Genomic DNA, 26,251 nt, shown 5'->3' with positions numbered 1-26,251 from the left:
GCGTCCCTCTTCCGTTCTCGCCGGGGGGCGGACTCACCTCCGCGCGACGGTCTCCTTGTCGTAACCGGCCGCACGCTGGTACCGGTGGCTGATCTCCTCGATCTCCTCCTGCGAGATGACGTCGTGGAGGTTCTCGAACGGCTCGCCGTTCGTCCGCTGCTCCACGACCTCGATGATCGTGTCGGGCGGTGTGGTGCGGTTCGTCAGCACGAGGTTGTTGACGACCGGCAGCCGCTCCTCCTGGTACGCGACCAGCCCGTCCCGTGGGTCCGCGGCCGCCTCCAACGCCTTCGCGAGCGCCTCGGCGTCCAGGATGGCCTGCGCGCCACCGTTCCCACCGCGCGGGTACATGGGGTGCGCCGCGTCGCCGAGGAGCGTCACCCGGTCGAAGGTCCACCGGTCGACCGGGTCCCGGTCGACCATCGGGTAGGAGAGCACGTTCTCGCCCTTGCGGAGCAGCTCGCCGCAGTCGAGCCAGTCGAACTTCCAGTCCTCGAAGTAGTGCAGGAAGTCGTCGATGTCGCCGGCCGCGCTCCAGTCGACGGGCGCCTGCTCCTCGGTGTTGACCTCGGCGATCCAGTTGACGAGCTGGTTGCCCTCGGCGTCGATGGCGTCGCGAATCGGGTACACGGCGAGCTTGCCCGTGAGGAAGAGGGCCCCGATGCGGGTCGCGCTCCCTCCACTGAGGAACGGCGGCATCCGCGTCACCCCACGCCACATGTTGATGCCGTGGAAGACCGGGGCCCCCTCGTCCGGGTAGAACGTCTTGCGCACCACCGAGTGCACCCCGTCGCAGCCGATCAGGACATCGCCCTCGACCGGCGCGATCGCGCCGCCCGCGGAGTCCCGGAAGGTCGCCCTGACACCGGCCTCGTCCTGCGTGAGGCCCACCAGCCGGTGGTCGGTGTGCACGTGGTCCGCCCCGAGCCGGGAGAGCACGGCGTTCAGCAGCACCGTGTGCAGGTCGCCCCGGTGGACCGAGAAGTGCCGGTACGGGTGCCCCGCGTACCGCCCGGTCGGCTCGCGGTAGATGATCTGGCCGTTGTGGGTGGCGAAGACGAACTCCTGCGCCTCGACGGCCACCTCGGCGAGCGCGTCCTCCAGCCCGAGCTGGGTCAGGACACGGACGCAGTGCGGCATCAGGTTGATGCCCAGCCCCAACGGCTTGAACACGGGGGCGGCCTCGTAGACGTGGACGTCCACGTCGTCGAAGCGCGCCCGGAGCGACAGCGCCAGCGTCAGCCCGCCGATGCCGCCGCCGACAACCACTACCTTCATTCGCGAGGTTCTCCCTGTCTCCTCGTCCCGTCGCCTACGCGTAGGCCTTCGTCCGCGCCGGGTCGTCCCGACCCTCGGAAGCGACGGGCTGCCGCAGGCCGGCCCGCTCCATCCGGGGAAGCACCTCGTCGCGCAGGTGGGGGAACTCGTCGATGTAGTTGATGAGACCGACGGCGACGCCCTGCAGGCCGGCGGCGCTCAGGCGCGCGTACATGTCGACGACGTCGTCGTAGCTGCCCACCACGGGCCACGTTCCGGACCCGCCGATGTTGCGCCGCTTCATGGCGTGCGCCTGCAGCTGCTCCGCCGTGGACGACTGGGCCGTCAGACGGCCGGCCGCCATGTTGTCCGCCGCCTCCCAGTCGCCCATCTCGTCGACGATGTAGTGGTAGTAGTCCTCGGCCTCCGCGCGGGTGGGCCGGCAGACCAGGTGGCTGCTGGCGAAGACGCCGAACGGGCGGCCGGGGTTGATGCGCTTCACCTCGGCCACCTTCTCCCCCATGCTGTCGAGGTCGTTGATGACCATGAAGAGCGCGTCGGCGTTGCGGGCGGCGAAGGCGCTCCCGGCGGAGGAGATGCCCGCGCTCATGATGACCGGGTCGCCGACCGGGTGGGGCTGGCCCTCCACGCCCTTCAGGTCGAAAAACCGGCCCTGGTGGTCGAACGGGTCCGGCTCGGTCCAGACCTTCTTGACGACGTCCAGCCACTCCTGCGCGTAGGCGTACCGGTCGTCGTGCTCCTTGAGCGACTGCCCGAACATCGAGAACTCCGCGGCGTTCCAGCCCGCCACGATGTTGAGCCCGAAGCGCCCGCGCCCGACGTGGTCCGCCGTCGCCATCTGCTTAGCGGCGAAGACGGGGTGGATCAGCGCGCAGTGGGTGGTGCTGAACACCCGGATCCGCCAGGTGTGGGCCAGGATGCCGGTCGCCCAGCTGATCGGCTCGAAGTTGCTGTTCTGGCTGTTCGTCTCGCCGCCGTACCCCCGCCACCGGCCGACCGGGAGCAGGAACTCCAGCCCCGCGTCGTCCGCCAGTTGCGCGGCCCGGACGTTGTTGTCCCAGGTGTTCAGCCACCGCTCCGGCGCCTTGGTCATGGTCATGCCGTTGGAGCAGTTGAGGGCGAACAGACCCAGCTGGAAAGTGTTCTTGCTCAGCATGTAGCCGTCTCTCCTAGATCGGACGTCGCGTCGGGACGCGCAGGTGCGGCTCATCGCGCGAGCTCGCGGGTGTGCAGATCTCGCGGGATGAAGAATGCGGAGATGAGCGTGAGGACCGACACCGCGACGACCCAGTAGGACGCGGAGACCGGGTTGCCGGTCACGCTGATCAGCCAGGTGCAGATGTAGGGGCCGAAGCCGCCGAAGAGGGTGACGCCCACCGCCATGGTGAAGGTGACCAGGAAGCCGTGGTTGCGCCCGTGGAACATCTCGACGATCAGCGCGACACCCATGCCCAGGATGGGGGCCGAGAAGAAGGCGAGCACGAACTCGAGCAGCAGCACCGACCAGAACTCCTTGGTCGTCGCGACGAGCGTGAAGAACGGGACGGCCAGGACCAGGTAACCGATGCCGGAGAAGAGGATCACCGGCCGTCGGCCGACCCGGTCGGAGATCCAGCCGCCGACCGGGATCAGCGCCGCCGTCAGCCCCGCACCGAGTGCGGTGGCCCACAGCGAGCCCGAGGCGTTGACCCCCACGATCGCGAAGGCGAAGGTGGGCATGTACGTGAGCGTGATGAAGGTCGTCGTGGTCCACAGGGCGATGAAGCCGAGGACGACGACGAAGACGGCGCCGTTGGGCAGGCGCTTCACGGGCGCGGCGGCGGCCTGCGTCTCCTCCGCCGAGCGGTGCGCGGCGCGGATCTCCTCGAACACGGGGGACTCCTCGACGTCCCGACGCAGGAAGAAGACCACCAGGGCCAGTGCTGCGCCGAGGAAGAACGGAATGCGCCACGCCCAGGCGTTGACGGTCGCCGTCCCGAGTGTCGTGGTGAGCAGGGCGCCGAGGAGCGCACCCAGCAGGACACCGGTCGTCGCCGCGGCGTTGAGGAAGCTGCCGAAGAAGGCCCGGCGGCCCGTGCCCGCCCACTCGACGAGGAACATCCCGGCGGAGCCCTGCTCCCCGCCGGCCGAGAGCCCCTGGCACAGGCGGCCGACGACCACGATGAGGGTGCCGAGGACACCGGCGGTGACATAGCCCGGTGCGATCGCGATCAGCAACGATCCGGTCGCCATCAGCAACATCGAGAAGAGCATGATCGTCTTGCGACCCTTGCGGTCGACCAGTCGGCCGAAGATCAGGCCACCGAGCGGCCGGGCCAGAAACCCGACGACGAAGACGACGAAGGTGGAGAGCAGGGCGGCGAGGGAGTCCTGCTTGGGGAAGAAAGTCGCGGCGATCGCGGGGGCGAAGAAGCCGTAGACCGTGAAGTCGTACCACTCGAAGACGTTGCCGATGGCGGTCAGCGTCAGCGTGCGCCGGCGGGCACGGGGTGGGGCCGAGGAGTCGGCGACGTCGGCGTTGGTCGGAACTCTGGTCATTGAGAACTCCGTTGGACTCAATCGGACGGGGTGGGGCGGGACCGTCGGTCTGGAGGTGGGGGCCGGCGGCCACGAGGACCGACCCGGCGTGCCGTCGCCGGCGGCGGGTGCGCAGCGGGTGGTGCGGCTGACCGGATCGAACGGTACCGACGTTCTGGGCGGCACCCGTCGGAGTTCTGCGTTGAAGAATGTGCCGGCCGGCCGCCGTTCAGCCCGTTGCGCCGAGTGCGGACTCGATGAGCTGCGCGGTCTCGGACAGGGCGTCGACGTAGGCCGTGAGCTGGGCGGCGCGGTAGCGGGCCGTGGGCATGGCGATCGCGATGCCGATGGCCGGTGGGTGCTCGAGCCCGTGCACGGCACGCCCGATGGCGGTCAGCCCCTCCTCGGTGAGTCCGTCGTTGACCGCGAACCCCTGCTTGCGGACCCGGCGGAGGTCCCGCAGCAGGGCGTGGACGTCGAGCTGACCGACGTCCGGCGGGCCACCGGTGTCGTACAGGTCCCGGACGTGGTCCTCCGGCCACGTCGCCAGCACCGCACGTCCGGCGGAGGTGAGATGGGCGGGCAGCTCGCGCCCGACCCGGTCGCCGACACGAAGGATCCGGTCGCACTCGACGGAGGCGACGAACCGCGCGTGCCTGCCGCGGACCACCTGCAGCTGCACGGTCTCACCGGTCCGGGCCATCAGTACCTGGAGCGGCGGGAGCGCCACGCGCCTCAGCTCGGTCACGGGCTCGCCGAGCTCCCCGCGCAGCATCGGCCCCGGCCCGTAGCGACGGTCGTCGTCCTGCTCGGCGAAACCCCGGTAGACGAGCATCGCCAGCAGGCGGTGGCGGTGGAGCGGGCGACGCCGAGGCGGGTGGCCGCGTCGGCGACCCCCATCGGCCCTTCCTGTGCAAGTGCGGTCGCCAGGATCAACGCGTGGTTGACCGACTCGATGCTGTACCGCGGCTTGTTCTGCACGCCGGAACTACTACTCGCACCAGGCAGAACCCGTCCAGCGTCGGACTCGGCGACGCTGCCCCGTTCTTCAGTCCAGAACATCACCGACCCACGGGAAAAACATCCGTAGCGTCGGCGCTGCGACCACACCCGTCGCCCGGAAGGACCGTTCACCATGACCTCCCTCTCCTCCCCGGTCTCGCCGAGCGCGAGTGCGGGCCCGGGCCAGCCGGAGCCGTCGGCGGAGCTCGACGCCCTCTACCGCGGGTTCGCCGACGAGCTGCTCGTTCCGCTGTGGACCGAGATCGGCGAGCTGATGCCGCGGACGCCGAGCCCGGCGGCGCGGCCCCACGTCTGGCGCTGGGACCGGCTGTTCCGCCTGGCCGAGCGCTCCGGCGACCTCGTCCCGGTCGAACGGGGCGGCGAGCGGCGGGGATCGCCCTGGCCAACCCCGGCCTGGGCGCGCCCCCTTCGCCACGTCGACGCTCTGGGCCGCGATCCAGTACCTCAAGCCGCGCGAGGACGCCCCGGTCCACCGGCACACCCAGAGCGCGTTCCGGTTCGTCGTCGAGGGCGAGGGCGTATGGACCGTCGTCGACGGCGATCCGGTCGCGATGCGCCGCGGGGACCTCCTCCTCACGCCCGGCTGGCACTTCCACGGCCACCACAACCAGAGCGACCGGCCCATGGCCTGGCTGGACGGTCTGGACATCCCCTTCGTCCACCACATGGGATCGGCCTTCTTCGAGACCGGTCCGGACCAGGTCGGGGACCGCTCCGCACCCGACCGCTCCCGGGCCGAACGGCTGTGGGCCCATCCCGGACTGCGCCCGGTCGCGCGTCCCGACCCGCTGCCGAACTCGCCGATCACGGCGTACCGCTGGGAGCACACCGACGCCGCCCTGAACGACCAGCTCGCCCTGGAGCGGGAAGGGCATCCCGGGGTCGTCGAGCCCGGGCACGCCGCGGTCCGCTTCTCCAACCCGACGACGGGTGGCGACGTCATGCCGACCCTGCGCGCGGAGATGCACCGGCTCGCGCCCGGCGCGCGGACCGCCGCGCGCCGCGAGGTCGGCTCGGCCGTCTGGCAGGTGTTCGACGGCACCGGCCGGGTGCACGTCGGCGAGCGCGACTGGACGGTCGCCCGGGGCGACCTCGTGGTCGTCCCGTCCTGGGCGCCCCTCTCGATCGGCACCGACTCCGGCCTGGACCTCTTCCGCTTCACCGACTCCCCGATCTTCGAGCGCCTGCACCTCCACCGCGTCCAGGTCGTCCGCGCCACAGCGCCGACCACTCCGACCACTCCGACTGCCCTGGAGAACAACGCGTGAGACTGATGACCCTTCGCACCGCCGCCGGCACCCGCGCCGTCCGGGTGGACGGCGCCCATGCGGTCGAGCTCGATGCCTCGGACGTCGGCGCGCTCCTCGCCGACCCCGACTGGCGCGCAAGCGCCGCCGCCGAGGACGGAGCACGGCACGAGCTCGCGGGAGCGAACGCCGCCCCGGTCGTCCCGTGCCCCGGCAAGATCCTCTGCGTCGGGCTGAACTACCGGACCCACATCCTCGAGATGGGCCGGGACCTGCCGGGCCATCCCACGCTCTTCGCCAAGTTCCCGGAGGCCCTCATCGGGCCGGCCGACCCGATCCGCCTGGACGACGCGTCGGCCGCGGTCGACTGGGAGGCCGAGCTGGCCGTCGTCGTCGGCGCCCCCGCCCGCCGGGCCACCGAGGCCGAGGCCGAGGCCGCGATCGCGGGCTTCGCCGTGCTCAACGACGTCACCATGCGCGACTGGCAGTACCGCACCACGCAGTGGTTGCAGGGCAAGACCTTCGAGGCGACCTCGCCGTTCGGGCCCGAGCTGGTGACGCCCGACGAGCTGCCGGGCGGGACCCGGCCCGCGCTCGACATCCGGTGCACGGTCGACGGCGACACCGTCCAGTCCGCGAACACGGGCGACCTGGTCTTCGATCCCGTCGCGCTTGTGGCCTACATCTCGACGATCATCACCCTCAACCCCGGCGACGTCATCGCCACCGGCACCCCCGGCGGCGTCGGGCACGCCCGCAAGCCACCCCGCTACCTGGGCGACGGCGCCGTCCTCGGCACGGAGATCCAGCTCCTCGGCACCCAGCGCAACCAGGTCCGGGCCAGCGCGGCGATCCAGGCATGAGGTCCGCCACCGAGGCCCGCGGGTGGGCGGACGACGGTTACCGGCTGCTGCTCGAGAGCGTCGACGGGCTCACCGACGCCGAGCTCGACGACCCCTGCGCGCTGCCCGGCTGGGGCCGTCGTCACCTGCTGGCACACGTGGCCTCGAACGCGGAGGCCATCGGGCGCCTGCTCACCTGGGCCCGCACCGGCGTCGAGTCCCGCATGTACGCCTCGCCCGACCAGCGCGCGGCCGACATCACCGCCGGTGCCACCCGACCGGACCTGCGCGGGTGGCTGCGGGACTCGGCGGCGGCCCTCTCCCGCGCCATGGACGACCTACCTGACGACGCCTGGCGGCACGAGGTGGTCACCGCACAGGGACGGGTCGTCCAGGCGACCGAGACCACCTGGATGCGCGCCCGCGAGACCTGCATCCACGCCGTCGACCTCGGGACGGGGACCACGTTCGACGACCTCCCCGAGGGCTTCCTGGCCGCACTCGTCGCCGACGTCGCCGCCTGGCGGGCGGCTCGTCCGGGGCCCGCGATCACCCTCACCACTCCCCTGACCCACCACGAGTTCGGGGCCGACCCGCCCCTGACGCGGCTCGACCTCCCCGTCACCACGGCGGCGGCGTGGCTGACCGGGCGCCGCCCCGCGGCCGACCTCCCGGTGCTGCCGACCTGGCTGTAGGCGGCCGGGCATCCCGTCGCCCGTCCGCCCCCCCGGAGCACGCCGGCCACCGGTCTGCGCCTGCTCCCCTCAGCCGACGAACCCCGGGCCGGACCAGTAGCTGCGCCAGAACGTGAGCCGGCGGGTGTCGAGGATGTCCGCCACGCTTTCCTCGAGGTCCCACACCTTCGTGCGGGGCGACCGGGCGTCGAGGGCCGGCCACTCGATCCTCCCGCCGTCCGTGGGGTTCCCCGATCGCACGAACGAGATCCACGCGCCCTGCATCCGTTCGGCCAGAACGTGATCCGCCTTGGTCCAGTCCCAGTCGCGGTCCTCGTACGTCCCGAAGAGGTAGAGCACGTCCGCGGTGTGGAAGGCACCCGCCTCCGCCCCCTCGAGCACCCCCGAACGGGCCGGGACGGGGGGGCGCCGGGTGAACCGGAAGTGCCAGACGGGCGCCCGGAGGTTCTCGCTGTGCAGGAGTGCGGCGTTCCACGAGGGCATGATGAAGACCTCGTCGCCGGCGAGGGACCAGCTCGCCTTCTTGGTCGCGGCGTCGTCGGGGGCCGGGTAGAGCTCGAACACCTCGTCCGCGCGCTCGCCGAACTTCTCCTCCAGGTAGCCGCGATACGCCGTCACGGTCGGCAGGTAGCGGGCGCCGGCCTGCTCGTCAGTGACGTTCCCGACCAGGGCGGGCAGGTCCACCGCGCGTCCCTGCGCGAACGAGCGCTGGACGGGTTCGGTGAGCACGTACCCGTCGACGACGGGGTAGCCCGAGTCGTACCGGTGCACGCTCAGGCCGCCGGGAGCGGAGTCGGAGACCCACGCACCATGCGTCCGGGGAAGGTCGGCGCGCAGGATCACCTCAGGATCCAGCGCCCTCGCCTCGGCCACCGAGCCGACTCCGAGGGCAGCGAACAGCTCGACGCCCGCCTGCTCGGCCGCCGGCAGGGTCGAGGCGTACGCGGGGTTGCCGGGACCGTCGATGGCAGGCGTTACCCCCGGCCCGCTGTGTGCGATCACCCGGTGGAAGAGCCCCTGCGCCGGCGGTGAGCAGCGCAGCTTCTGGGCGCTGTCCCCGCCCGCGGAGACACCGGCGAGGGTGACGTTGCCGGGGTCCCCGCCGAAGGCCCCGATGTTGCGGCGCACCCACTCGAGGGCTGCGATCTGGTCCATGAGCCCGTAGTTGCCGGAACCGCCGTAGGTGGTCTCGGCCGAGAGGTCCGGGTGGGCGAGGAAGCCGAGCCGCCCGAGCCGGTAGTTGACGCCCACCACGGTGATCCCCCGGCTCGCCAGGCGAGCGCCGTCGTAGAGCGGGTTGCTCGCCGAGCCGAAGTGGAAGGCTCCGAAGTGGAGCCACACCAGAACCGGTCGGTCGACGTCGGCCGCGGGCCCGGTCCAGACGTTGAGGGTCAGGCAGTCCTCGCTGAAGCGGGACTCCCTCCCGGAGAAGAGCGAGCCCGCGGGCGGCGCGAGCTGCCAGCTCGCCGGACCGAACTCGGACGCCGCCCGTACACCCTGCCAGGGCACCACCGGCTGCGGGGGTCTCCAGCGATTCGCACCCGTCGGCGGCGAGGCGTACGGGATTCCCAGGAAGCGGCGAACCCCGAGATCCGGTAGGCATGTTCCCCTGACGATCCCGCCCTCGACCCTGACGCCCTCGTTCACGGACCGATGCTCGCACCTCCCGCCGTCGGGGCGGCGGCTCTTCTGCGCCGAGGAACGCAACCGCCGCCCTACCATGGACCGCTCCAGGACGCGGCTCGCGCGGGCTGTAGGTCAGTGTGTGCCCGTGCCGTGTCGCTGGATGGTGGGGAGGACGGTCGGCAGGGACATCGACTCGACGAAGGTCAGGGGCGGGCCGTCGAGTCGGCAACCGATGCGGTCGGCCTGTGCGGTCATGCTGACCCGCGCCAACTGACGAGCGAGGCGCTGGCCCTCATACGGTCTAGCTCCCAGGCCAGGGACGACACGCACCGTCACCCGGCCCCCGGAGGCCTGTCGGAGACCCGCGCCGATGTGCGCGCCGGGCCGCTCCGGTGATGCGACCTCGGCCCCGATGGGCAACGCATCACCGGCGACGAGGGGTCCGCCGGACAGGCCGCCGATCCCCGCGGCGGTGTAGGTCGAGCGGCTCCCGAGGAACGGCGTGGTGTCGATGCCCCCGCGGACGGCGAGGTAGGACCGGGCGCCGCTCCGGGCGCGGCCGACCGACACCTGCTGGCCGGCGCGGACCCGGTACGCAGTCCAGGTCCCCACCGGTGGCTGGGGGACGGTGTCAGGACGCTTCCGACGGCGTGGAACCCGACGCCGACCAGGCGGCTGTGTCGATAGGGGAGAACTCGCTCTCGAGCCCGTCGAGACGGCGCATCCGTCCAGTGCTCAACGCCTGCAACGTCTCCTCCGGGAGCGGCGTGGTGAAGACGTTCCCGACGTGGGTGTACTCCGCGGCGAGCCTGCCCACGGGCGCCAGCCCTGCGGTATCGATGCGCCCGTTGTCCAGGTAGAGATCGTCGCGGATGTGGAACCGCTCGATCCTCCCCCACACCACGTTCTCGAGCTTGCCGACGGGGATGATCCGGTCGACATGGCACTCGTAGGAGATCGGGGATGCCGCGATCCTCGGCGCCGAGAGCGTCTCACACGGCGCCTTCTCCAGCCCCAGCAGTTCGAACTCGTCCTGCTCGGGATCGAACTCGTACGCCGACCGGTGCACCGCGTCCGAGTTCGCGAGGGTCGCGATGTTCACCACGAACTCACCGGTGTCGCGGATGTTGGTGAAGGTGTCCTTCAGCGTGATCCCGTCCGACCGCGGCTGCAGCGAGATCGAGATCGTCGGGGGCCGCCGCCCGACGGCGGTGAAGAACGAGATGGGGGCGACGTTCGCCACGCCGTCGGGCGAGGCGGTGCTGACCCAGGCGATCGGGCGGGGGACGATCGAGCCGATGAGCAGCTTGTAGGCCGCCGCTTCGGCCAGGTCCGCGGAGTCGATGATCATTACTCAGGAGTCCTGTCTCTCACGTCGCGCCGGACGGTCAGGACGTCGCGCCCGGTGAGCGCGCACGTTGGCGCGGTTGCCGCACACCTTGACGTCGTGCCAGACAGCGCTGTTGTTGGGCGAGCGGTCGTAGAAGACGACGTCGCACTCGTGGCTCTTGCAGGTCTTGAGCCGCCGCAGGCGGCCGGCGAGCTGGGCTCGGTAGCAGATGACGAGGAGGGCGGACTCGAACTGCGACCAGCCCCGTCCGGTCGGCTCGGCCGAGACCTCGCCGTGCGACAGGGTCAGCCGCACGCCCGCCTGCGCCCGCGCGTCGCCGGGGCCGGGGCCGGCGGGGTCACCGTCCTCGGGCGCCGTCGGGAACAGAGCGTGGTACATCCGGCTGCGGAGGACGAGCAGGCGTCTGCGGTCGGTCTCGGTCAGCGGCGGCAGGTCACTCCCCCAGCAGGCCTCGTCGAGGGACGACCACAGCCCGCGGACGGCGTCCGACCACTCCCGGGCGGCCGTGAGGGTGGCCAGCAGGTCCGGTGGTGCCGCGGAGCCCTCCTGAATGGTGTTGAGGAAGTCCTGCACGAGGCCGAGCTCACCCGGTGCTCTAGAGAGGTTGTACCGGCTCGTCGCAGGCCAGTCCCTCGACTCCTCTGCACCGCTCACCATCGTCGTCTCCTCCGCTGGGTGGACCGGAACGCCTTGTCGCCGGTTCTCCCCCGAGGCTGCCACGTCGAGCTCGTCGACGCGGCAGCCCGCCCTCGTCAGCGGACGATCAGTCCGCCGCCCGGAAGTGCCCGGGCTCGATCCTCCCCTCGGTCAGCCGGTTCATCTCCGCGGAGAACTCCAGGGTCGCCCCCAACGGCCGGTGGCTGATCGCGACGTGCTGGATGAGGCCCTCGTCGTTGCGGGTCAGCACCGTCACCCCGGAGAACTCGACGCCGGAGGCGCCGACCGCCTCCCACTCCACGTAGGTCCGAGGGCCGTTGGTCGCCTGGTGTGTGAAGACCAACGAGCGGTAGTACCTGCTCGCGGTCCCCATGCAGGTCTGGACGTCGACGCGGCCCCGCACCGGCCGCAGAAGCGCGGCGGCCTCGAGCACGACGTCGGCGGTGAACTTCTCGCCGAACGCCTCCTCCTCCTTGGCGGCGAAGGCTCCGGTCCAGTCCTGCTCGGTGACCTCCGGGGTCTTGATTCCGGCGGCGTCCGTCATGAGTGGTCCTCTCCGATCGGTGACGGGGTGCGCTGTCTGAGGCCCAGGAGGGCGAAGCCTGCGGCGGCGACCAGGACGGGGACCGCGAAGCTGATGAAGATCGCGCCGATGCCCCAACCCGCGCCGATCATCAGCCCTCCGAACAGCCCAGCGGCGATGGCGCCGAACTTGCCGGCGGAGTGCATCCACGCGAGGCCGGTGCCCCGGGCGCGAGTGGGAAACGCTGAGGCCGCGAACGCGTTCATGCCGCCGTTCGACCCGGCGTTCAGCAGCCCCCAGAGGAAGCCGAGGACGAGCAGCCCGCCCAGCGTCCAGGTGCCGATGGCCACGGCGGCGACCGCGACCGCGGTGAGCACGAGACCGGCCACCAGCGCGCGGTACTGCCCGACGCGGCTCATGGCGTACCCGATGGCGAGCGAGCCGATGGCCCCGCCCCAGCCGGCCAGCCCGATGACCTGGCCCGAGGCCGAGGCGTCCATCGCCATGTTCGCCATGATGAGGGGTAGGTATCCGATCAGGACATAGGTGACCGTGCAGTTGGCCAGGTAGCCGTACCAGACGACCACGCTGGTGAGCAGGACCTTCCGCGACAGGACGGTGCGGACCCCGCCGCGGTCCCCCTCGTCGGCGGGGTCGCGGTCGACGATGAGGTCGACCGGCACCGACACTCCGGTCGTCCGCGCGATCGTGTCGACCGTCCGCGCGGCGCGGGGATCGTCGCTCCTGCGCCGCAGAAGCAGGGCGACCGACTCCGGCAGGAACAGCCACACGACGGGGACGAGGACCAGCCCGAGGATCCCGCCGACGAACAGCAGGACCTGCCAGCCGAAGGTGGGAACGATGAAGGCCGCGAGATAGCCCACCACCGCCTGCCCGAGCGGGAAGCCGGCGAACACGATCGCGACGAGGAGCGCCTTGCGTCGCCGCGGCAGGAACTCCGACACCAGCGCGATCGCAGACGGGAAGACGGCCCCGAGCCCGAAGCAGGCGACGGCGCGCAGCACGCCGATGGTCACGATGTCCGTTGCGGTGGCCGCGACCACCATCGCCCCGCCGAAGAGCACGATGCTGACCAGGAGTGTCGGCTTACGTCCCCAGCGGTCCGCGCACGGCCCCACGACGAGGGCGCCCAGGGCCAGCGTGATGTAGCCCGCCGTGACCATCGTCGTGATCTGCCCGGGACCGGCACCCCAGTCCCGGACCAGATGGGGGTAGACGAAACCCCACGCGCCGATGTCGACACCGTCGAGCAGGACGCAGAAGAACCCGATCGCGATGTAGGCGGTCCGCCGGGCACCCAGGGGGGCCTGCGCGAGGAGCTGCGTCACTGTGATCGTCTGTCGGGTGGTGGAGCGCACCGGATCACCGGCCGCGGTGGATGGAGAACCTCTGTCGGGCATGCGACAACTCCCTTGTCATCGGCAGTGCGGGAGAACGGGCGTCAGGACGACGTGGGTAGAGGTTCAGGTGCTCGCGCCGAGCAGCCCGACAGCGCCGTACCAGACCGGCCCCGGGTTGATGCGCAACGGATACCGGCGCAGCATCTCGTCGTAGTACTCCTCCGGAGCGCTCACCCGCGAGAGCAGCTCGCGGGCGTCGCGGAGGTAGGCGCGGGTCTGGCCGATGGTCGCAGGATCGTCATCGGCCCCCGGCGCCTTGTGTCCGGCGACCACGTACCGGGGCGCGAGCGCCTCGAGTGTGTCCAGCGCGGCGAACCACGAGTCGAACCCCTCCGCTGACGACTCGAGGACGTATTGGTGGACCCCGTTGTAGACCGAGTCGCCCGCCACGAGGAGCCCCAGCGACGGCACCCAGAGTGCGGTGGTGTCGTCGGTGTCAGTGTGGCCCAGCTCGATCGGGACGAACCGGTGTCCCTCGAGCTCGAAACCGCTCTCCGCAACGGCTTCGGCGAGGACGGGCGAGGGCGGCACCAGCCCCGGGAAGATTCTGTCCCACAACGCCTCACGGCCCGCCGACCCCTCATGCTCCATGCGCTTGAGGGTGCCGGGGGTGGCGTGGACGGACACCTCGGGGAAGGCGGACAACAGCTCGGCCAGCCCCAGCCAGTGGTCCCCGTGGGCATGGGTGATGTAGACGTGCCGCAGTCGCCGACCAGAGCCTTCGATCCAGGTGCGGACCCGGTCGACCTGTCCATAGGTGTACGGCGCGTCAACCAGTACCGCGTCCTCGACACCCTTCACGAGGGTCACGGCGAGCGGCGAGGACACGATCCCCTCCCCTGTCGGCAGGGTCTGGCCTCCGGCCCGCGGCACGCCGTCGAGAACCAGCACCTCGTACGAGAGCGCTCCTGTCGTCACCGCGACCTCCTCCTTCTCAGGAACGCTGTAAGAGTTACAGGCTAAGTGCCTCTTACGCAAGCACCTGCATGCAGGGAGAGGTCGAGTGTTGCGCCCGCCGCCTGATCTGCCCTACCGTCCGACCATGCCTACTGCGTTGCGCTGGGCAACCCATCGTGTCGGCGGCTCGGTGCCGTTCGCCGCCGGTGCAACGGCCCTGATGACCCTCTACGTCGGGAGAAACCTGCCGAGCGCCCTCTACGGCGAGCTGCGCGCGGAGCTGGGCTTCTCGACGTCGGTTGCAGACGGCGTTCTAAGCCACCGCGGTCGCGGTCATTCTCCCGTGCCTGGTCCTGGCGGGTCCGCTGTCGGACACCGTTGGACGCCGGGCCCCGATCCTGGTCGGGTTGAGTGGCTTCGTCGTCGGCGACCTCGTGTTCCTGGTCGCACGGGCGTCGGGTGGCTGTTCGCGGCCCGCACGATCCAGGGGTTCGGCGTGGGCATCGCAACTGCAACGGCCCAGGCCATGCTGAGCGACCGCCACCGGCGAGCCCGCTGACGCCCAACGGAAGGCCGCGATGACGGCGAACCGCGTGCCTGACGTTCGGGCTGGCGCTGGGCCCCTGCTGGGCGGTGTACTAGGCCGAGTACGGCGCGCTCCGGCTGGGTATCGCCGTGCACGCGGTCGTCGCGGCCGCCACCTTCCTGCCGTACGCACGGCGGGGCGACCGCCCGTCCGCCGCGCGTGGCGCCCGGGCCGCTCACCGTCCCGCCCGAGGTGCGGCGCATCATTCTCGTCTCCGGCACCTCCACGTTCTTTGCGTGGACAGTCGGATGGGGCGGTGCTCTGTGCCCTCATCTGCCTCCTCGTCGTTCCTCGGATAGCGAGGGAGAGCCTGCGACGCAGGGGGGCCCTCTCAGTCCACAAGCCGTGACGAGTCGAGGAGGCATCGGTGCCAGCAGCACGACAGGACGACCCGTGGTTCGAGGCGGGTGTGCGTGCCCTCGGCGACCGGTGGGTTCTGCGGATCCTCTACGCGGCGCGGGATGGGGTCGCCCGCTTCAACGACATCGCCGACCGCCTCGGAGTCTCGCGCCCCGTCCTGGCGGCGCGCCTGGTGCACCTGGTGGGGTGGGGCCTGCTCACGAAGCAGGAGTACCGACCGGACGGGCTGCGGTGCCGATACGAGTACCGGCTCACCGCCCGCGGGCTGGCGGCGCTGGCCGTACTCGACGAGATCCGGGCGTGGGCGGCCTCGGAGCAGCCGACCTTTCAGGGCGTCGAGCGCCAGTTGACGATCATCGGCCAGTCACGGGAGACGCACAGCGAGGGCAGGTCCTCATGACCCTCACCTGTCGATCGACGACTGCGCGCCGGTGAGGGCCTTCCGTCGGGCGCGCGAAGCACGCAGGTTGACGGCGTTGCCGCATACTCGGACGTCGTGCCAGACGCCGCTGTTGTTCTTGGACCTGTCGAAGAACGCCACCGAGCACCGGTCGTTGCGGCAGACCTTCAGGCGCCGCCAGAGGTCGACCTGCTGGGCGGCCGCGATCTCGATGAGGGCGGCCGTGGCGATCTGCCGCCAGCCCTCCCCACGGGGCGCCAGGACGACCCGACCGTCCCGGTGCAGGATCAGGCCTGCCGTCAGGTTCCGCAGCACCTCAGGGCCGGCCTCCGCGGAGCCCACCGGCCCGTCGACGGCGACCCGCAGGTCCGCGCGCAGGTCGCGCAGCTGGTCGATGTCCGCCTCGGACAGCTCGACCGGCTCCCTGGCGCCCCACGCCAGGGCGGCCCCCGCCGCCCATTCACGCGCGAGTTCAAGATCGCCCAGCAGGTCCGGCTTTCGGGGACGTCCCGCGCTGACGGTGTTCAGCAGATCTTGGACGAGCGCGAGGCCGTTGGGCGGAGGGGTGAGCCCGTACCTCTCACTGGCCACCCATGTCACGCCCCGATGGTAGCGGCCAGCCGGGACAGGCACTGAGCTTCCACATCCTCGCCCTCCGGTTCGTGCGACTTGGTCATCGGCACCGGTCCGCGCCCTCCCTCGACGAGGCGTACCGCGTGCGAGCGGCCCTGCTCCCTTCGCAGCGCCGGTCACGAGGGCGACCTTGCCGTCGAGCCTGCCCATGCTTGTCTCCTCTGTCGGGAGCACCGCCGTGGTCACCAGGCGGTCGAGCTTCTCGACGAGCGCCGCGGTGGTTCTCAGACCGGCACGGTCCGGCAGGTCCGGCATGTCGTCACGACCCGAGGTGTCTGACGAACCACGCGGTGGCTGCCGAGCTCGCAGGCCCGAACTGCGCAAGGTACGGATCGAAGTGCCCGCCCTCGACCAGCTGCAGCCGCTTCGGCTCGAGGGCCTGCTCGTAAGCGGCCAGCGCCAGGTCGGTGAGGGTGACCGTGTCGTGGGTGGCCACCACCATGAGGAGGGGCGTCGGTGACACCCGCGCCACCCATGATCCCGGCTCGTACATCATCGCGGCACGCGTGGACCGCACCGTCACCTCGTTGGACCACCGGGTACCCGGCGGAAGGGTCTGCAGGTAGAAGTCGATCGAGTCCTTCGACCGATACGCCGCCGGGACCGCTGCGTCGTCGCTGACGATGGCCTGTCGCCGCGGCTCGGCGCCGGCGAACTGTGCCCGTTCCTCGTCATCGAACGACTCCCAGAGCGCCCCGGCGGCCTCCGGTCGCACCCGGCGGTGACCCTGCTCGAAGCCGCTGATCGTGGGAACCTGCGACACGACGGCGCGGATCCGGCGGTCCGTCGCCGCCAGGACCAGGGCGTGACCCCCGGCGTAGCTCGTCCCCCACAGTCCGATCCGCCTGGCGTCCACCTCCGGCCTGCCCTCTAGGTAGGAGATCGCGCGACGCCAGTCGGCGATCTGCCGCCACGGGTCCACGTCCTGTCGGGGCGCGCCGTCACTGGCGCCAAATCCGCGGTGGTCGTGCAGGAGGACGACGAAGCCGGCCGCCGCGAATGCCTGCGCGAAGGGTTCGATCCCGTGCTCCGCCGTCCCGGCGTAGCCGTGGGCCATCGTCACCGCGGGATGCGGACCCGGGCCCTCCGGCAGGTACAGCCGGCCACGGAGGACCACCCCTCCGTCTGCGGCGAACTCCACGTCCTGGCGGTCACTCACGCCGTCATCCCCTTCCGGATGGAGGAAGCCGTCCTGGCGACGACTCCGACGCAGCCGTCAGAATGACACCTCTTTCCCATGCATAGGAGCTCCATGTGACAGAGTCTTCGAGGAGATGGCCATGTTGCAGACCGCGTGCGAGCGCTACGGGGCGCCGCCTGAGCCCGGCGGGTTGGCGGTGGTGCAGGACCTGCTCAACACCGCGGCCCGCGGACGTCCGCGCCACGCGGACCTCCTTGAGCACCCGTCGTCCACGTCCGACTGGCTGCGCACCGCCGCCGACCTCTGGATCAGCCCTCCCATCCGCCCATGTGGCCGTGGGCGAGCCGGACGTGGTGCGCTTGCGCGCGATCGCGACCACCTCAAGGCCGTGGCCGGCGGAACCGAGCCGCCGCCCGGACCCAGCCCGCTGCACGGAGAGCTCGCGCTCGAGCTCGGACCGGCCGGGGAGCTGACGATCGCGCCCGGAGGAGAGGGCGTGAACAGGCTCGCCGGAGCCGTGCTCCACGAGATCCACCGGGCCCGACCCGACTCACGGACACCTGGCGGCGGCGACGGCGCCTGCTCCGGCGCCTTCTTCGATCGCTCGCGAAACAACAGCGCGGTCTGGCACGACGGGCGTCCCTGCGGGAACCCGATCAACCTCGGCGCCTGCGGGCTCGTCGTCGAGCCCGCGACGACCCTGAGGCCTCCTCCACGTGGCCCCGGTTCGAGGCGCGCGGGTCGACCTCAGACGCGCGCGTGCCCTGTCGAGGCGCTCGTACCGCCGTCTCCGGGCAGGATCACGCCCGTGACGTAGGCGGCGGCATCGCTGGCCAGGAAGAGCACGTTCGGCGCGGTGTCCTCGGGCGCCCAAGCCGGCCGAGCGCGACGCGATCGACGAACCTGCTGTCAGCTGCGGGTCGTCGGTCACCGGGCGCACCGGCTCGGTCGCGGTCAGGGCGGGGGCCACGGCGTCGACGCGCACGCCGGCGGGCCCAGCCAAGCGCCGGCGACGTGCCGAACAACGACACCACGCCCTTCGTCGCGTTGTCACCGGCCTGCCCCCAGCGTCCCCCAAATCCGTACGACCTCGTCCTGCTCAGCTGCGAGTCCTACGACCCGCAGCGGCGCTCGACGACCTCGCCCCCGCTGTCGGTCCGTCCACGTTCGTGCTGCCGCTGCTGAACGGGATGGCCCAGCTCGAGGTCCGTCGCACAGCGCTCCGCGGAGATCCTGCAGGACACCTGGGACAAGTGGGTCGATCGCGACGGGCCGGGCTCACCTGTCTCACGAGGGCCCCCAGCAGGCACATCGTCGACGCCGGTGGCGCCCATCTGGGTGAGCGCATGCTCGGCGAGGCCGCCGCGATCGCCCCGGCCCAGGGGTTCGCACCGCGGGCAGCGTTCTGGAGCAGAGCCGGGCCATGTTCACCGCACCGGACTCGCCCCTGACCGCGTCCGATGCTGCGCGACGTGCGGCTCGGCGCCCGCACGGAGGCCGAGCACGTGCTAGGCGACCTCATCGCCCGGCGCGCTGGAGGGTGGAGGGGGACTCCTGGACGTCGCGCTGGGGCACCTGCGCCTACGAGGCTGGGCGACGGGGTCGCTTGAGCGGCGGCCCGTCGCCAGCCCGGCAGAACCCATCAGGCGGAGTAGAAGTGCTCCGCGTCGACGACGCCGGCCAGCTTCTCGCCGAGCGCCGCAGAGAACGTCAGCGCCGCCTGGAGGGGTCGGTGGTGAATGGCGATCTCGGCGATACGGCCCTCGTCATCCTTCGCCAGCACCGTCACGCCGCTGATCGACGTTCCGCCGAATGCCGTCGCCTCCCACTCCAGGTACTCACGCCGGCCCTCGGTCGCCTGCTGGGTGAAGGTGAGCGACTCGTAGATCGAGCTCGCGGCCGCCATGACCTGCTGTACCGCCTCGGCCCCCTCGACCGGCCGGTACAGCGTCGTCGCCCGAAGCCGTACGCCGGGCGCGAACGCCTCGCCGAACGCACTGGCCGTCTTCTTCTCGAAGGCGGTGGTCCAGCCCTGCGCCTCGACTCCGTCAGCCGTGTTGCCACGTCCGCCCGCCAGAGCCTCGACGAAGCCCGTGAGGTGACCGGCGACGGCCTCCGGGCGCTCGGCGTGGGCCCAGTGTCCCGCGCCCTCGATCGCGTGCACCTCGGCGCCGTCGAACCGCGCGGTGACGCCGGCGTCGACCAGTTCCGCAGTACAGAAGCCGTCCCCCGCACCGCGCAGGATCAGCACCGGACCGGCGAACGTGGAGGGTTCTGCCCCCTCGGGCGCGCCGTCGTTCCAGCCGTCGACGAACTGGGGGACGGCAGCGGGGTCGATCTTCGCGCCCACCTCCGCGAGCCGATCGAGCTCTCCCACCGGGAACGACACGCTCAGGCCGAGCCGAGCCTGACGCTGCGCAGCCGAATCACCGCCGAGCAGCTTGAACGGCGCGATGGCCTCGCCGGGGAGCTTGGTGCCGCCCAGCGGGACGGGGGTGACCAGCACCAGGCCGCGCACCCGGTCCGCACGTTCTCGGGCGGCGAGCTCGACGACCTGGGCCCCCATGCTCTGGCCCACCAGGACCACCGGGCCCGCCACGCGGTCGACGAGCGCCACGACGTCGTCCGTGTAGCGACGCAGCGTGTAAGGTCCGCCCTCCGCGGGCAGGCCGCTCATCCCGGCGAGATCGATCGCCTCGGTGGCGATTCCCCGCCGGTCCAGGATCGTCCGGACGGGCCGCCAGATCGCGGCGTCGTCGAGGAAGCCGTGGACCAAGACCACGGTCGGCCGGTCGGCGCTGACCATCGTGTACTCCTTCGCTGAGCGGACCGACCCTCGTCGCTTCCGCTCGGATGTGAACTGATCTCTAACGCGGAACCACCGGGAGGAGCAGCGCCGAGGGGTGGTCGGCGTCGTGGTGGACGACCTGGGTCGCCTTCCGGACCGACGTCGCGTCCGCGGTGCGCTGACCGGTGTTCGGATTGCGGTCCCACCGGGGGAAGTCGCTTGAGGTGAGGTGCAGCCGCAGGCGGTGGTCGGGGAGGACGACGTGGGACAGGTGGCCCAGCTCGATCCTGATCTCGTACACCCTGCCCTCGACGATCGGACTCGGTTCGTCGTAGGACTCGCGGAAGCGCATCCGCACCACCCCTTCTGCCAAGTTCTGGACGAACCCCGTGGGATGGACGTCGGACAGCACGGCCACGAAGTCGGTGTCCGGGGCGTCGGTCGACACGAACAGACGCAAGGCGACCTCGCCGGTGATCTCCAGGTCGTCGGCGGCTGCCTCCGCCGTGTAGACGAGAACGTCCTCGCGTGCCTGGTTGGCCCGCTGGTCGGCGACGCCGCCGCCCACGAACCGGCCGCCGGAGGTGGGGACGGGGTCGTCCGGGTCGTAGAGGTACGTGTCAGGAGCCTCGCCGGCCCCCGGAGCGGCCGGGCTCAGCACCCCCGCGCCGTCCGCGGTGTTGGCCGGGGCGGTTCCGCGCAGGTGCAGGGGGACGACTCCGGCCCGCGCCAGCGGCCACTCCTCCTCGTCCCGCCACCGGTTCTCCCCCATCACGAACAGGGTGACGCGGGCGCGCGGCAGCCCGGTCCGACCGTCGCGCACGAAGTGGGCGAACCACTCGCGCTGCATCTCCAGCACCGGGTAGGCCGCCTCGGGACCGAAGTCGATGTCGCCGGTGTCGCCCGAGGTCGGCTGGCTGTAGGGCAGCAGATGGGCCCACGGGCCCATGAACAGCGCCTGGTCCGCTCGCGATCGCGAGCTCATCGCCAACTCCGACAGCCCCATGAAGTAGTGCGGGGTGTCGAAGTTCGCGATGTCGTACCAGGACCCGACGTGCAGCATGGGGACGTCGATGTCCTGCAGCCGGCGACGGAGGTCGACGGCCCACCAGTAGGGGCCGTCGGTGTCGTGGTGGAGGATGTCCGCGAGGAACGGCGCGCCCTCCCCGAACCGATCGATCCAGTCCCGCAGGGGCAGGTGGCGCAGGGCCTCGTCGGTCAACGGCGAGAACCGGACGGACGGGTCGGCCTGCATGGCCTGCAACGCTGCGAGCCGCGCTGTGTCGCCCCTGGTGGCGAGGACGTCCTGCGCCATGTTCATGAAGTAGCTCAGCGTCCAGGACAGCTCGAGCGCACCGTGGTTGTACCAGTAGTTCCGGAACTCACCCAGGTACGCCGAGACGGGCACCGCCGTGACGAGGTGCGGCGGGCGCTGGGTCGCGGCGAGGTACTGCGACAGCGCGCCGTAGGACTGTCCGAAGGTGCCCACCCGCCCGTTCGACGACGGGAGGCCTGCCGCCCACTCGATCGCGTCGTAGCCGTCGCGCGCCTCGTAGACGAAGGGGTACCAGGCTCCCTCGGACCCGAAGCGTCCCCGGGTATTCTGCACGACGGTCAGGTAGCCGTGCGAGGCGTAGTAGTGGGCCTCGTTGAACGGCGCGGCCAGGTCGTTGAGGTGTTTGCCGTAGGGCGTGCGGCGCAGCAGCGTCGGCGCCGTCTGCTGTCCGCGCGGGCGGTAGAGGTCGGCGTAGAGCCGCTTTCCGTCCCGCGTACGCATCACCACGTCCCGCTCGACGTCGACGTCGTGCGGGCCGCGCAGCTCCTCCAGGTCCACCGCTAGCGCGTCATGTCGGGCTGGCCGGTGACCCGCAGGTACGGCTTGATCGTCTGGTAGCCCGGGAACTTGGGCTCGAGCGCCGCCGCCCGCCCCAGCTCGGTCGTGCACACCGGGGTGAAGTCGGCCGGGTGCGAGAACAGCACCCCCCAGCCGTCGCCCAGGTAGTCGTACCACCGGATCTCCCCGTCCGCCGTCGAGGCGGTGAAGTCCGGCGCGACGTCACCCAGCCACAAGGTCATGACCACTCCCTGATTCGTCACTCACCGACACCGCCCGCGTTGTTCGTCGAATCGAGCTGCCACGAACGGACCCTCGTGAGGCACGACAGAAGCATGAGGCGAACAGCACTGTCAACCATGGCGAAAGATTCGGTTGTTGAACCGAGTCGTGGAGCTTATGGTTCTGTCAGCTTCCTCTCGGCTAGGACCGAGCCGACCGAAAGGCCGTGATGGCACACCTCACCTGGAGCGTGGACGACAACGTCGCGACCCTGGTCCTCGACAACCCCCCGCAGAACCGCATCGGCCTGCAGATGGTCGAGGAGCTCGGGCAGGCGCTCGACGCCGTCGAGCGCAGCGAGGCCCGAGCCGTCCTGCTCCGAGCGGACGGCACCGACTTCAGCTTCGGTGGCGACATCGAGCCCTGGCCGGACTGGGAGGAGCGCGAGTTGCGGGCGAACTTCGAACGCTTCCTGTCGACCTTCAACCGGTTCGAACGGCTGCCCATCCCCACGATCGCAGCGGTTCAGGGCCTCTGCTTCGGCGGCGGCCTCGAGTTGGCCGTCCGCAGCGACGTGATCGTCGCGGGCCGGACCGCGCGCTTCGGGCATCCAGAGCAGTCGATCGCGATCGTGACCCTCCTCGGCGGAATCTACCGGGTCGCCGCGCGTGCGGGCCGTGCTCGGGCCATGGAGTGGGCGCTGACCTCCCAGCAGGTCCCCGCGGAGGAGATGGAGCGATTCGGCGTCGTCAACCGCGTCGTCTCCGACGATCTCCTCTTCGAGGAGGCGACCGGGTTCGCGCGCTCGGTGGCGAACGGCCCGACCAAGGCCCATGCCGTGCACAAGGCACTGTTGCGCACCTGGGAGGCGGGCGGCGTGACCGCCGCCGACGAGGTCATGTTCGATCTCGCACTGCCGCTGTGGCGCACCGAGGACACCCGGCTGGCGATCCCTACCGCGGTGGAGGCACTCAAGGCGGGCCGGCCACGCCCCGCCATGCCCTACACCGGCCGCTGACAACCCGGTTCCCCGCGACTTTGGAGGAAACATGACTCTGCGCTACGACGTGTACGTCGCCCCCTCGATACCGACCGCCATCCCGGACCTGCCGCCGGACCTGGACCGCCGGTGGTGGTCCCCGATCTCGTCAACGCTGATCCACGGCGAGCGCGACGCCGTCCTCGTCGACCCGCTGATGACCATCGACCAGGCCGTCGCGCTGGCCGAGTGGGTGTCGGCCTTCGACAAGAACCTCACCACCGTCTATGTCACCCACGGCCACGGCGACCACTGGTTCGGGCTCAGCACCCTGCTCGCACGGTTCCCGCAGGCCAAGGCGGTCGCAGTACCGGCCGTCGTCGCCCAGATGACCACCCAAATCGCTCCGGACTTCCTCGACTCCTTCTGGAACAGCCGATTTCCCGGGCAGATCCCGACCCGGCTCACCGTGGCCGAGGAGCTGACCGGCGGACGATTCGAGCTCGAGGGCGAGGAGCTCGCCGTCGTCGAGCTCGGGCACACCGACACCGACGACACCACGGCACTGCACGTTCCGTCCCTCGGGCTCGTCGTGGCGGGCGACGCGGCCTATAACGACGTCCATCTCTACCTCGCGGAGTCCCCCGCCGAAGGCCGCAAGGCGTGGCTCGCCGCACTCGACACGCTCGAGGACCTGGCACCGACGGCGGTGGTGGCCGGGCACAAGCGTGCGGACCGCACTGACGCCCCCCGGATCATCGACGAGACGAGGCGGTACATCCTCGACTTCGACCTGGCCCTCGCCCGCACCTCGAGCACCGAGGAGCTGTACCGCGCGATGCTCGATCTGCACCCCGACCGCGTCAACCAGGGCGCGGTGTGGGGCTCGGCGCGTTCGGCGAAGGGCTGACCCCCGAGTGTCCGCCACCCGGCCGGCACTGGTCGACTTCTATGGACATCTGCCACGAGCCGCTACGTTGGCGAGGACGGGAGCACAGCCACCTCCGCCCTGACGGCATGGAGGCGTGGCCCGCGATGGTCCGCGGACGAGCACGTCGCCCCGATGCGGCGGCTCGGCCTCGGTCGCGGCGAGGATTGCGCGGCCCTCCGCGGTGAGCACCCGCTCCCCCGTGACCAGGACCTCGTCCGGTCCGACGACGCCGCTCTCCGGGCGCCATCGCGCGCTCGCGCCCGGAGCGCGTCGCAGCACGGAGCCGTGTTCGAGCATGTGGCCGTGGTCGCTCACCAGCAGCACGACACGTCCAGCGCCGACGGGCGATGCAGCAGCGGCGACAACCCCGCCACGTCGTCGGGTCGCCAGCGCGGATCCTGACTCTGTCGCCCCTTCGCCAACGAGTCGTCCACGGTGTTGAGGACGACGGCGGTGACCGCGGGCCCGTCCTCCCCCACCGCCTCGTCGAGGTCGGCACCAAGCGCCCCCGGCGGGCCAGAACGAATGTGCCGGGAAGGCGGCTCGCTCTTTCGCCTGGTCACCGATGGTGAGCTGCGCACACAGCAGGCTGGTGCGGCTGTAGGCGGTCTCGGTGGGCAGGGCGGCGACGATTGCCTCTCGACCCGGCGCACCTGCCCGGACGATCTTGGTCCAGCCTGTGCGCGAGCCGTCAGATCTTCGGCGAGATCCGTGGCCACTGCGCCGGACATACCGTCGACCACGACGAGCAGCACCCGCGTCTGGGCGGCAAGCGGCGCGACCACGCGACGCAAGAACGTCTCGACGGCGAGCACGGAGCCTGGGGTGCGGTCCAAACGCGCCAGCTGCGCGGCGAAGGCCCGGTCGAGGTCAGCGCGCACCGAGCCCGCCCTCATCGCGACGGAGTCCAGGACAGCAGCAACCCGAGAGTCGCCGTCACCTGCGCGGACCTGAGTGAGCGCCCGATCGACCCAGGCGATCTCGGCCATGTGTCGGGCCAGACCGCCGGGCGACGGTGTCGAGCCCGGTCGCCGGCTTGCCGACCAGCCAGCGTTCGAGACGGGCGGCGGACCGGACCCGCTCGACGCGATGACGCTCGGCGCCCGCGGACCGGTGTGCCTCCAAGGGCGGCGAAGGAGGCGCGGTCCTGGAACTGGGCAGCCCGGGCGAGCCGCTCGGCGAACCCGCGAGCCAGCACCGGACTGTGCACCAACAGCGCCTCGGCGGACAGCTCCTCGAGCATCGCGTCCGCCGCGCGGGCCTGCTGCGCGAGCCGAGCCTCCGGTGCGGCCTCGACCGGGGTGATGGCCGCGGCGCCGGCTTCGACCAGGGCCGCCCTGGTGGGGCGGGGGTGGGCGAACCGGTGCTGGAGCACGGCGAACGCGGCGATCGCCCGCGCGTCGTCCTCAGGTGCGTCCGTGACTGCCTGGATGACGAGCAACTCGGCCAGCAGGTCGTCCCGGGTCTCGGCGAGGGCGGCGACCGCTCCGATGCCGGCGCCGTGGCTGTCGACGAGCTCGCGGACGAGGCCACGCCGCTCCGCTTCGGATAGCGCTCGCCACTCGGCCCGCACCAGCGTGTCGTCGAAGGCCGCGACGAGAGCCGGGAGATCCGCCCGCTCAGGATCGACCCCGAGCCGCGCCTGCACGACCAGGGACACGGCACGGCGCCGGTTCAGAATCGTTCCGGCCAAGGACGGGATCCGCGCGGCGTTCGCCAGGGTGATGAGCGCGTCGACGAGCCAGACGTCCTTGCTGATCCGGGGATCGAGCGAGCGCGCCCCCAGCAAATCCCGGACCAGGGTGTAGCGATCGGCCCCGAGGAGACGCCCACGGTGCAGCTTGGCCAGCACCGCGTCGCCGAGATCGCGCTCGGTGAGGTTGGTGAGCAGGACGGTGACCTCGTCCTCCGCGGCGGCGGCGAGCGCGTCGAGCACGCCCAGGACAGACGTGCACGGAGCGATCCGCAATCGGCGGCCGTCGATCACTTCCGGTGGGCTGGCCGCGCCAGCGGGGCTCCTCGGCGGTGCGGATTCCGAGCGCTCGACAGCCCGGGGCGAGCTTGCCGAGCTGGGTTCGGACGCGCCCCAGCACCGCCCGCTCACCGGCGGTGCTGGGCTCAGTCACGGTCACGAGGAATCACCCGGTACCGCCACCTCGATCTCCGCGCCTGCCTCCACGTGCTCGCTCAGCGTCAGCAGGACCGTGGCGCGGTCGCCGCGGAGCTCCTTCCAGCCCTTCACCGGCGGTGACGGGAGCGGCGGAGGCGGAACGACGACGATCAAGTCGAGCGGATGCACC

Annotated in this window: 24 protein-coding genes and 1 pseudogene; 7 read left to right on the top strand and 18 right to left on the bottom strand. The window is 71.3% G+C overall.

Features of this window, described 5'->3' with window-relative positions; all coding sequences use genetic code 11:
* Window positions 1–33 precede the first annotated feature (33 nt).
* From ABD990_RS22880 to ABD990_RS22865, 4 genes are all read right to left on the bottom strand, one after another.
* Window positions 34–1,278 carry a flavin-dependent oxidoreductase gene (locus ABD990_RS22880; protein WP_345382778.1) on the bottom strand — a complete coding sequence of 415 codons (1,245 nt, stop codon included), beginning with the start codon at window positions 1,276–1,278 and terminating at the stop codon, window positions 34–36.
* A gap of 34 nt (window positions 1,279–1,312) precedes the next feature.
* A complete protein-coding gene (locus ABD990_RS22875; protein WP_345382777.1) occupies window positions 1,313–2,434 on the bottom strand; it encodes an LLM class flavin-dependent oxidoreductase in 1,122 nt (373 codons plus the stop codon).
* 50 nt (window positions 2,435–2,484) lie between these two features.
* The gene (locus tag ABD990_RS22870) at window positions 2,485–3,816 is read right to left on the bottom strand and encodes an MFS transporter (protein WP_345382776.1); all 1,332 of its coding nucleotides are present in this window, start codon (window positions 3,814–3,816) and stop codon (window positions 2,485–2,487) included.
* 208 nt (window positions 3,817–4,024) lie between these two features.
* Window positions 4,025–4,630 (bottom strand): IclR family transcriptional regulator, encoded by a 606-nt coding sequence (locus ABD990_RS22865; RefSeq protein WP_345382775.1) that lies wholly within the window; start codon window positions 4,628–4,630, stop codon window positions 4,025–4,027.
* A gap of 300 nt (window positions 4,631–4,930) precedes the next feature.
* On the opposite strand from ABD990_RS22865, the pseudogene ABD990_RS22860 reads away from it, so the two are divergent.
* From ABD990_RS22860 to ABD990_RS22850, 3 genes and pseudogenes are all read left to right on the top strand, one after another.
* Window positions 4,931–6,086, top strand: a pseudogene (locus ABD990_RS22860) (cupin domain-containing protein).
* Window positions 6,083–6,928: a fumarylacetoacetate hydrolase family protein gene (locus ABD990_RS22855; protein WP_345382774.1), complete on the top strand. Its 846-nt coding sequence runs from the start codon at window positions 6,083–6,085 to the stop codon at window positions 6,926–6,928. Before ABD990_RS22860 ends, ABD990_RS22855 begins: the two are co-directional and overlap by 4 nt.
* Window positions 6,925–7,602, top strand: a complete 678-nt coding sequence (locus ABD990_RS22850; RefSeq protein ID WP_345382773.1) for a maleylpyruvate isomerase family mycothiol-dependent enzyme — start codon at window positions 6,925–6,927, stop codon at window positions 7,600–7,602. The genes ABD990_RS22855 and ABD990_RS22850 overlap by 4 nt, the downstream gene beginning before the upstream one ends.
* A 69-nt stretch (window positions 7,603–7,671) precedes the next feature.
* Here ABD990_RS22850 and ABD990_RS22845 read toward each other — a convergent pair whose 3' ends face one another.
* The 7 genes from ABD990_RS22845 to ABD990_RS22815 form a co-directional block, all read right to left on the bottom strand.
* Entirely contained in the window at window positions 7,672–9,324 is a 1,653-nt protein-coding gene (locus tag ABD990_RS22845; RefSeq protein WP_345382772.1) for a carboxylesterase/lipase family protein, read from the bottom strand.
* Window positions 9,325–9,360: 36 nt separating this feature from the next.
* Window positions 9,361–9,840 (bottom strand): 5-oxoprolinase subunit C family protein, encoded by a 480-nt coding sequence (locus ABD990_RS22840; RefSeq protein ID WP_345382771.1) that lies wholly within the window; start codon window positions 9,838–9,840, stop codon window positions 9,361–9,363.
* 19 nt (window positions 9,841–9,859) lie between these two features.
* Window positions 9,860–10,579 (bottom strand): flavin reductase family protein, encoded by a 720-nt coding sequence (locus ABD990_RS22835; protein WP_345382770.1) that lies wholly within the window; start codon window positions 10,577–10,579, stop codon window positions 9,860–9,862.
* A gap of 3 nt (window positions 10,580–10,582) precedes the next feature.
* Window positions 10,583–11,236 (bottom strand): CGNR zinc finger domain-containing protein, encoded by a 654-nt coding sequence (locus ABD990_RS22830; RefSeq protein ID WP_345382769.1) that lies wholly within the window; start codon window positions 11,234–11,236, stop codon window positions 10,583–10,585.
* A 106-nt stretch (window positions 11,237–11,342) separates the two neighbouring features.
* Window positions 11,343–11,780 carry a hypothetical protein gene (locus tag ABD990_RS22825; protein ID WP_345382768.1) on the bottom strand — a complete coding sequence of 146 codons (438 nt, stop codon included), beginning with the start codon at window positions 11,778–11,780 and terminating at the stop codon, window positions 11,343–11,345.
* Window positions 11,777–13,108 (bottom strand): MFS transporter, encoded by a 1,332-nt coding sequence (locus ABD990_RS22820; protein WP_345382767.1) that lies wholly within the window; start codon window positions 13,106–13,108, stop codon window positions 11,777–11,779. The genes ABD990_RS22825 and ABD990_RS22820 overlap by 4 nt, the downstream gene beginning before the upstream one ends.
* A 135-nt stretch (window positions 13,109–13,243) precedes the next feature.
* Window positions 13,244–14,098 (bottom strand): MBL fold metallo-hydrolase, encoded by an 855-nt coding sequence (locus ABD990_RS22815; protein WP_345382766.1) that lies wholly within the window; start codon window positions 14,096–14,098, stop codon window positions 13,244–13,246.
* 932 nt (window positions 14,099–15,030) lie between these two features.
* On the opposite strand from ABD990_RS22815, the gene ABD990_RS22810 reads away from it, so the two are divergent.
* Window positions 15,031–15,423 carry a winged helix-turn-helix transcriptional regulator gene (locus tag ABD990_RS22810; RefSeq protein ID WP_345382765.1) on the top strand — a complete coding sequence of 131 codons (393 nt, stop codon included), beginning with the start codon at window positions 15,031–15,033 and terminating at the stop codon, window positions 15,421–15,423.
* Window positions 15,424–15,426: 3 nt separating this feature from the next.
* Here the strand turns inward: ABD990_RS22810 and ABD990_RS22805 are convergent, their stop codons facing one another.
* On the bottom strand, window positions 15,427–16,023 hold the full coding sequence (locus tag ABD990_RS22805) for a CGNR zinc finger domain-containing protein (RefSeq protein WP_345382764.1): 597 nt from the start codon (window positions 16,021–16,023) through the stop codon (window positions 15,427–15,429).
* 292 nt (window positions 16,024–16,315) lie between these two features.
* Window positions 16,316–17,215, bottom strand: coding sequence for an alpha/beta hydrolase (locus ABD990_RS22800; RefSeq protein WP_345382763.1), 900 nt, complete (start codon window positions 17,213–17,215; stop codon window positions 16,316–16,318).
* Window positions 17,216–17,330: 115 nt separating this feature from the next.
* Here ABD990_RS22800 and ABD990_RS34490 point away from each other — a divergent pair, with 115 nt between their 5' ends.
* Complete coding sequence (locus ABD990_RS34490) at window positions 17,331–18,014, top strand: CGNR zinc finger domain-containing protein (protein WP_425569640.1); 684 nt, start codon at window positions 17,331–17,333, stop codon at window positions 18,012–18,014.
* Window positions 18,015–18,839: 825 nt separating this feature from the next.
* On the opposite strand, the gene ABD990_RS22795 is transcribed toward ABD990_RS34490, so the two are convergent.
* From ABD990_RS22795 to ABD990_RS22785, 3 genes are all read right to left on the bottom strand, one after another.
* Entirely contained in the window at window positions 18,840–20,003 is a 1,164-nt protein-coding gene (locus tag ABD990_RS22795) for an alpha/beta fold hydrolase (protein WP_345382762.1), read from the bottom strand.
* Window positions 20,004–20,064: 61 nt separating this feature from the next.
* Window positions 20,065–21,819: a CocE/NonD family hydrolase gene (locus ABD990_RS22790; protein WP_345382761.1), complete on the bottom strand. Its 1,755-nt coding sequence runs from the start codon at window positions 21,817–21,819 to the stop codon at window positions 20,065–20,067.
* A 2-nt stretch (window positions 21,820–21,821) separates the two neighbouring features.
* Window positions 21,822–22,061, bottom strand: coding sequence for a redoxin domain-containing protein (locus ABD990_RS22785; RefSeq protein ID WP_425569639.1), 240 nt, complete (start codon window positions 22,059–22,061; stop codon window positions 21,822–21,824).
* A gap of 209 nt (window positions 22,062–22,270) precedes the next feature.
* Here ABD990_RS22785 and ABD990_RS22780 point away from each other — a divergent pair, with 209 nt between their 5' ends.
* Complete coding sequence (locus ABD990_RS22780) at window positions 22,271–23,059, top strand: enoyl-CoA hydratase/isomerase family protein (protein WP_345382811.1); 789 nt, start codon at window positions 22,271–22,273, stop codon at window positions 23,057–23,059.
* Between the two features lie 31 nt (window positions 23,060–23,090).
* On the top strand, window positions 23,091–23,930 hold the full coding sequence (locus ABD990_RS22775; protein WP_345382760.1) for an MBL fold metallo-hydrolase: 840 nt from the start codon (window positions 23,091–23,093) through the stop codon (window positions 23,928–23,930).
* A gap of 332 nt (window positions 23,931–24,262) precedes the next feature.
* Here ABD990_RS22775 and ABD990_RS22770 read toward each other — a convergent pair whose 3' ends face one another.
* Both ABD990_RS22770 and ABD990_RS22765 read right to left on the bottom strand, forming a co-directional pair.
* The gene (locus ABD990_RS22770; RefSeq protein WP_345382759.1) at window positions 24,263–24,832 is read right to left on the bottom strand and encodes a hypothetical protein; all 570 of its coding nucleotides are present in this window, start codon (window positions 24,830–24,832) and stop codon (window positions 24,263–24,265) included.
* A gap of 11 nt (window positions 24,833–24,843) precedes the next feature.
* Window positions 24,844–26,055, bottom strand: coding sequence for a hypothetical protein (locus tag ABD990_RS22765; RefSeq protein ID WP_345382758.1), 1,212 nt, complete (start codon window positions 26,053–26,055; stop codon window positions 24,844–24,846).
* Window positions 26,056–26,251 lie beyond the last annotated feature (196 nt).

Origin of the sequence: Pseudonocardia yuanmonensis, from assembly GCF_039542425.1 — a bacterium.
Taxonomy (GTDB): Bacteria; Actinomycetota; Actinomycetes; order Mycobacteriales; family Pseudonocardiaceae; genus Pseudonocardia; species Pseudonocardia yuanmonensis.
The sequence above is the reverse complement of the archived record's forward strand: the minus strand, read 5'-3'. Positions and strand labels throughout refer to the sequence as shown.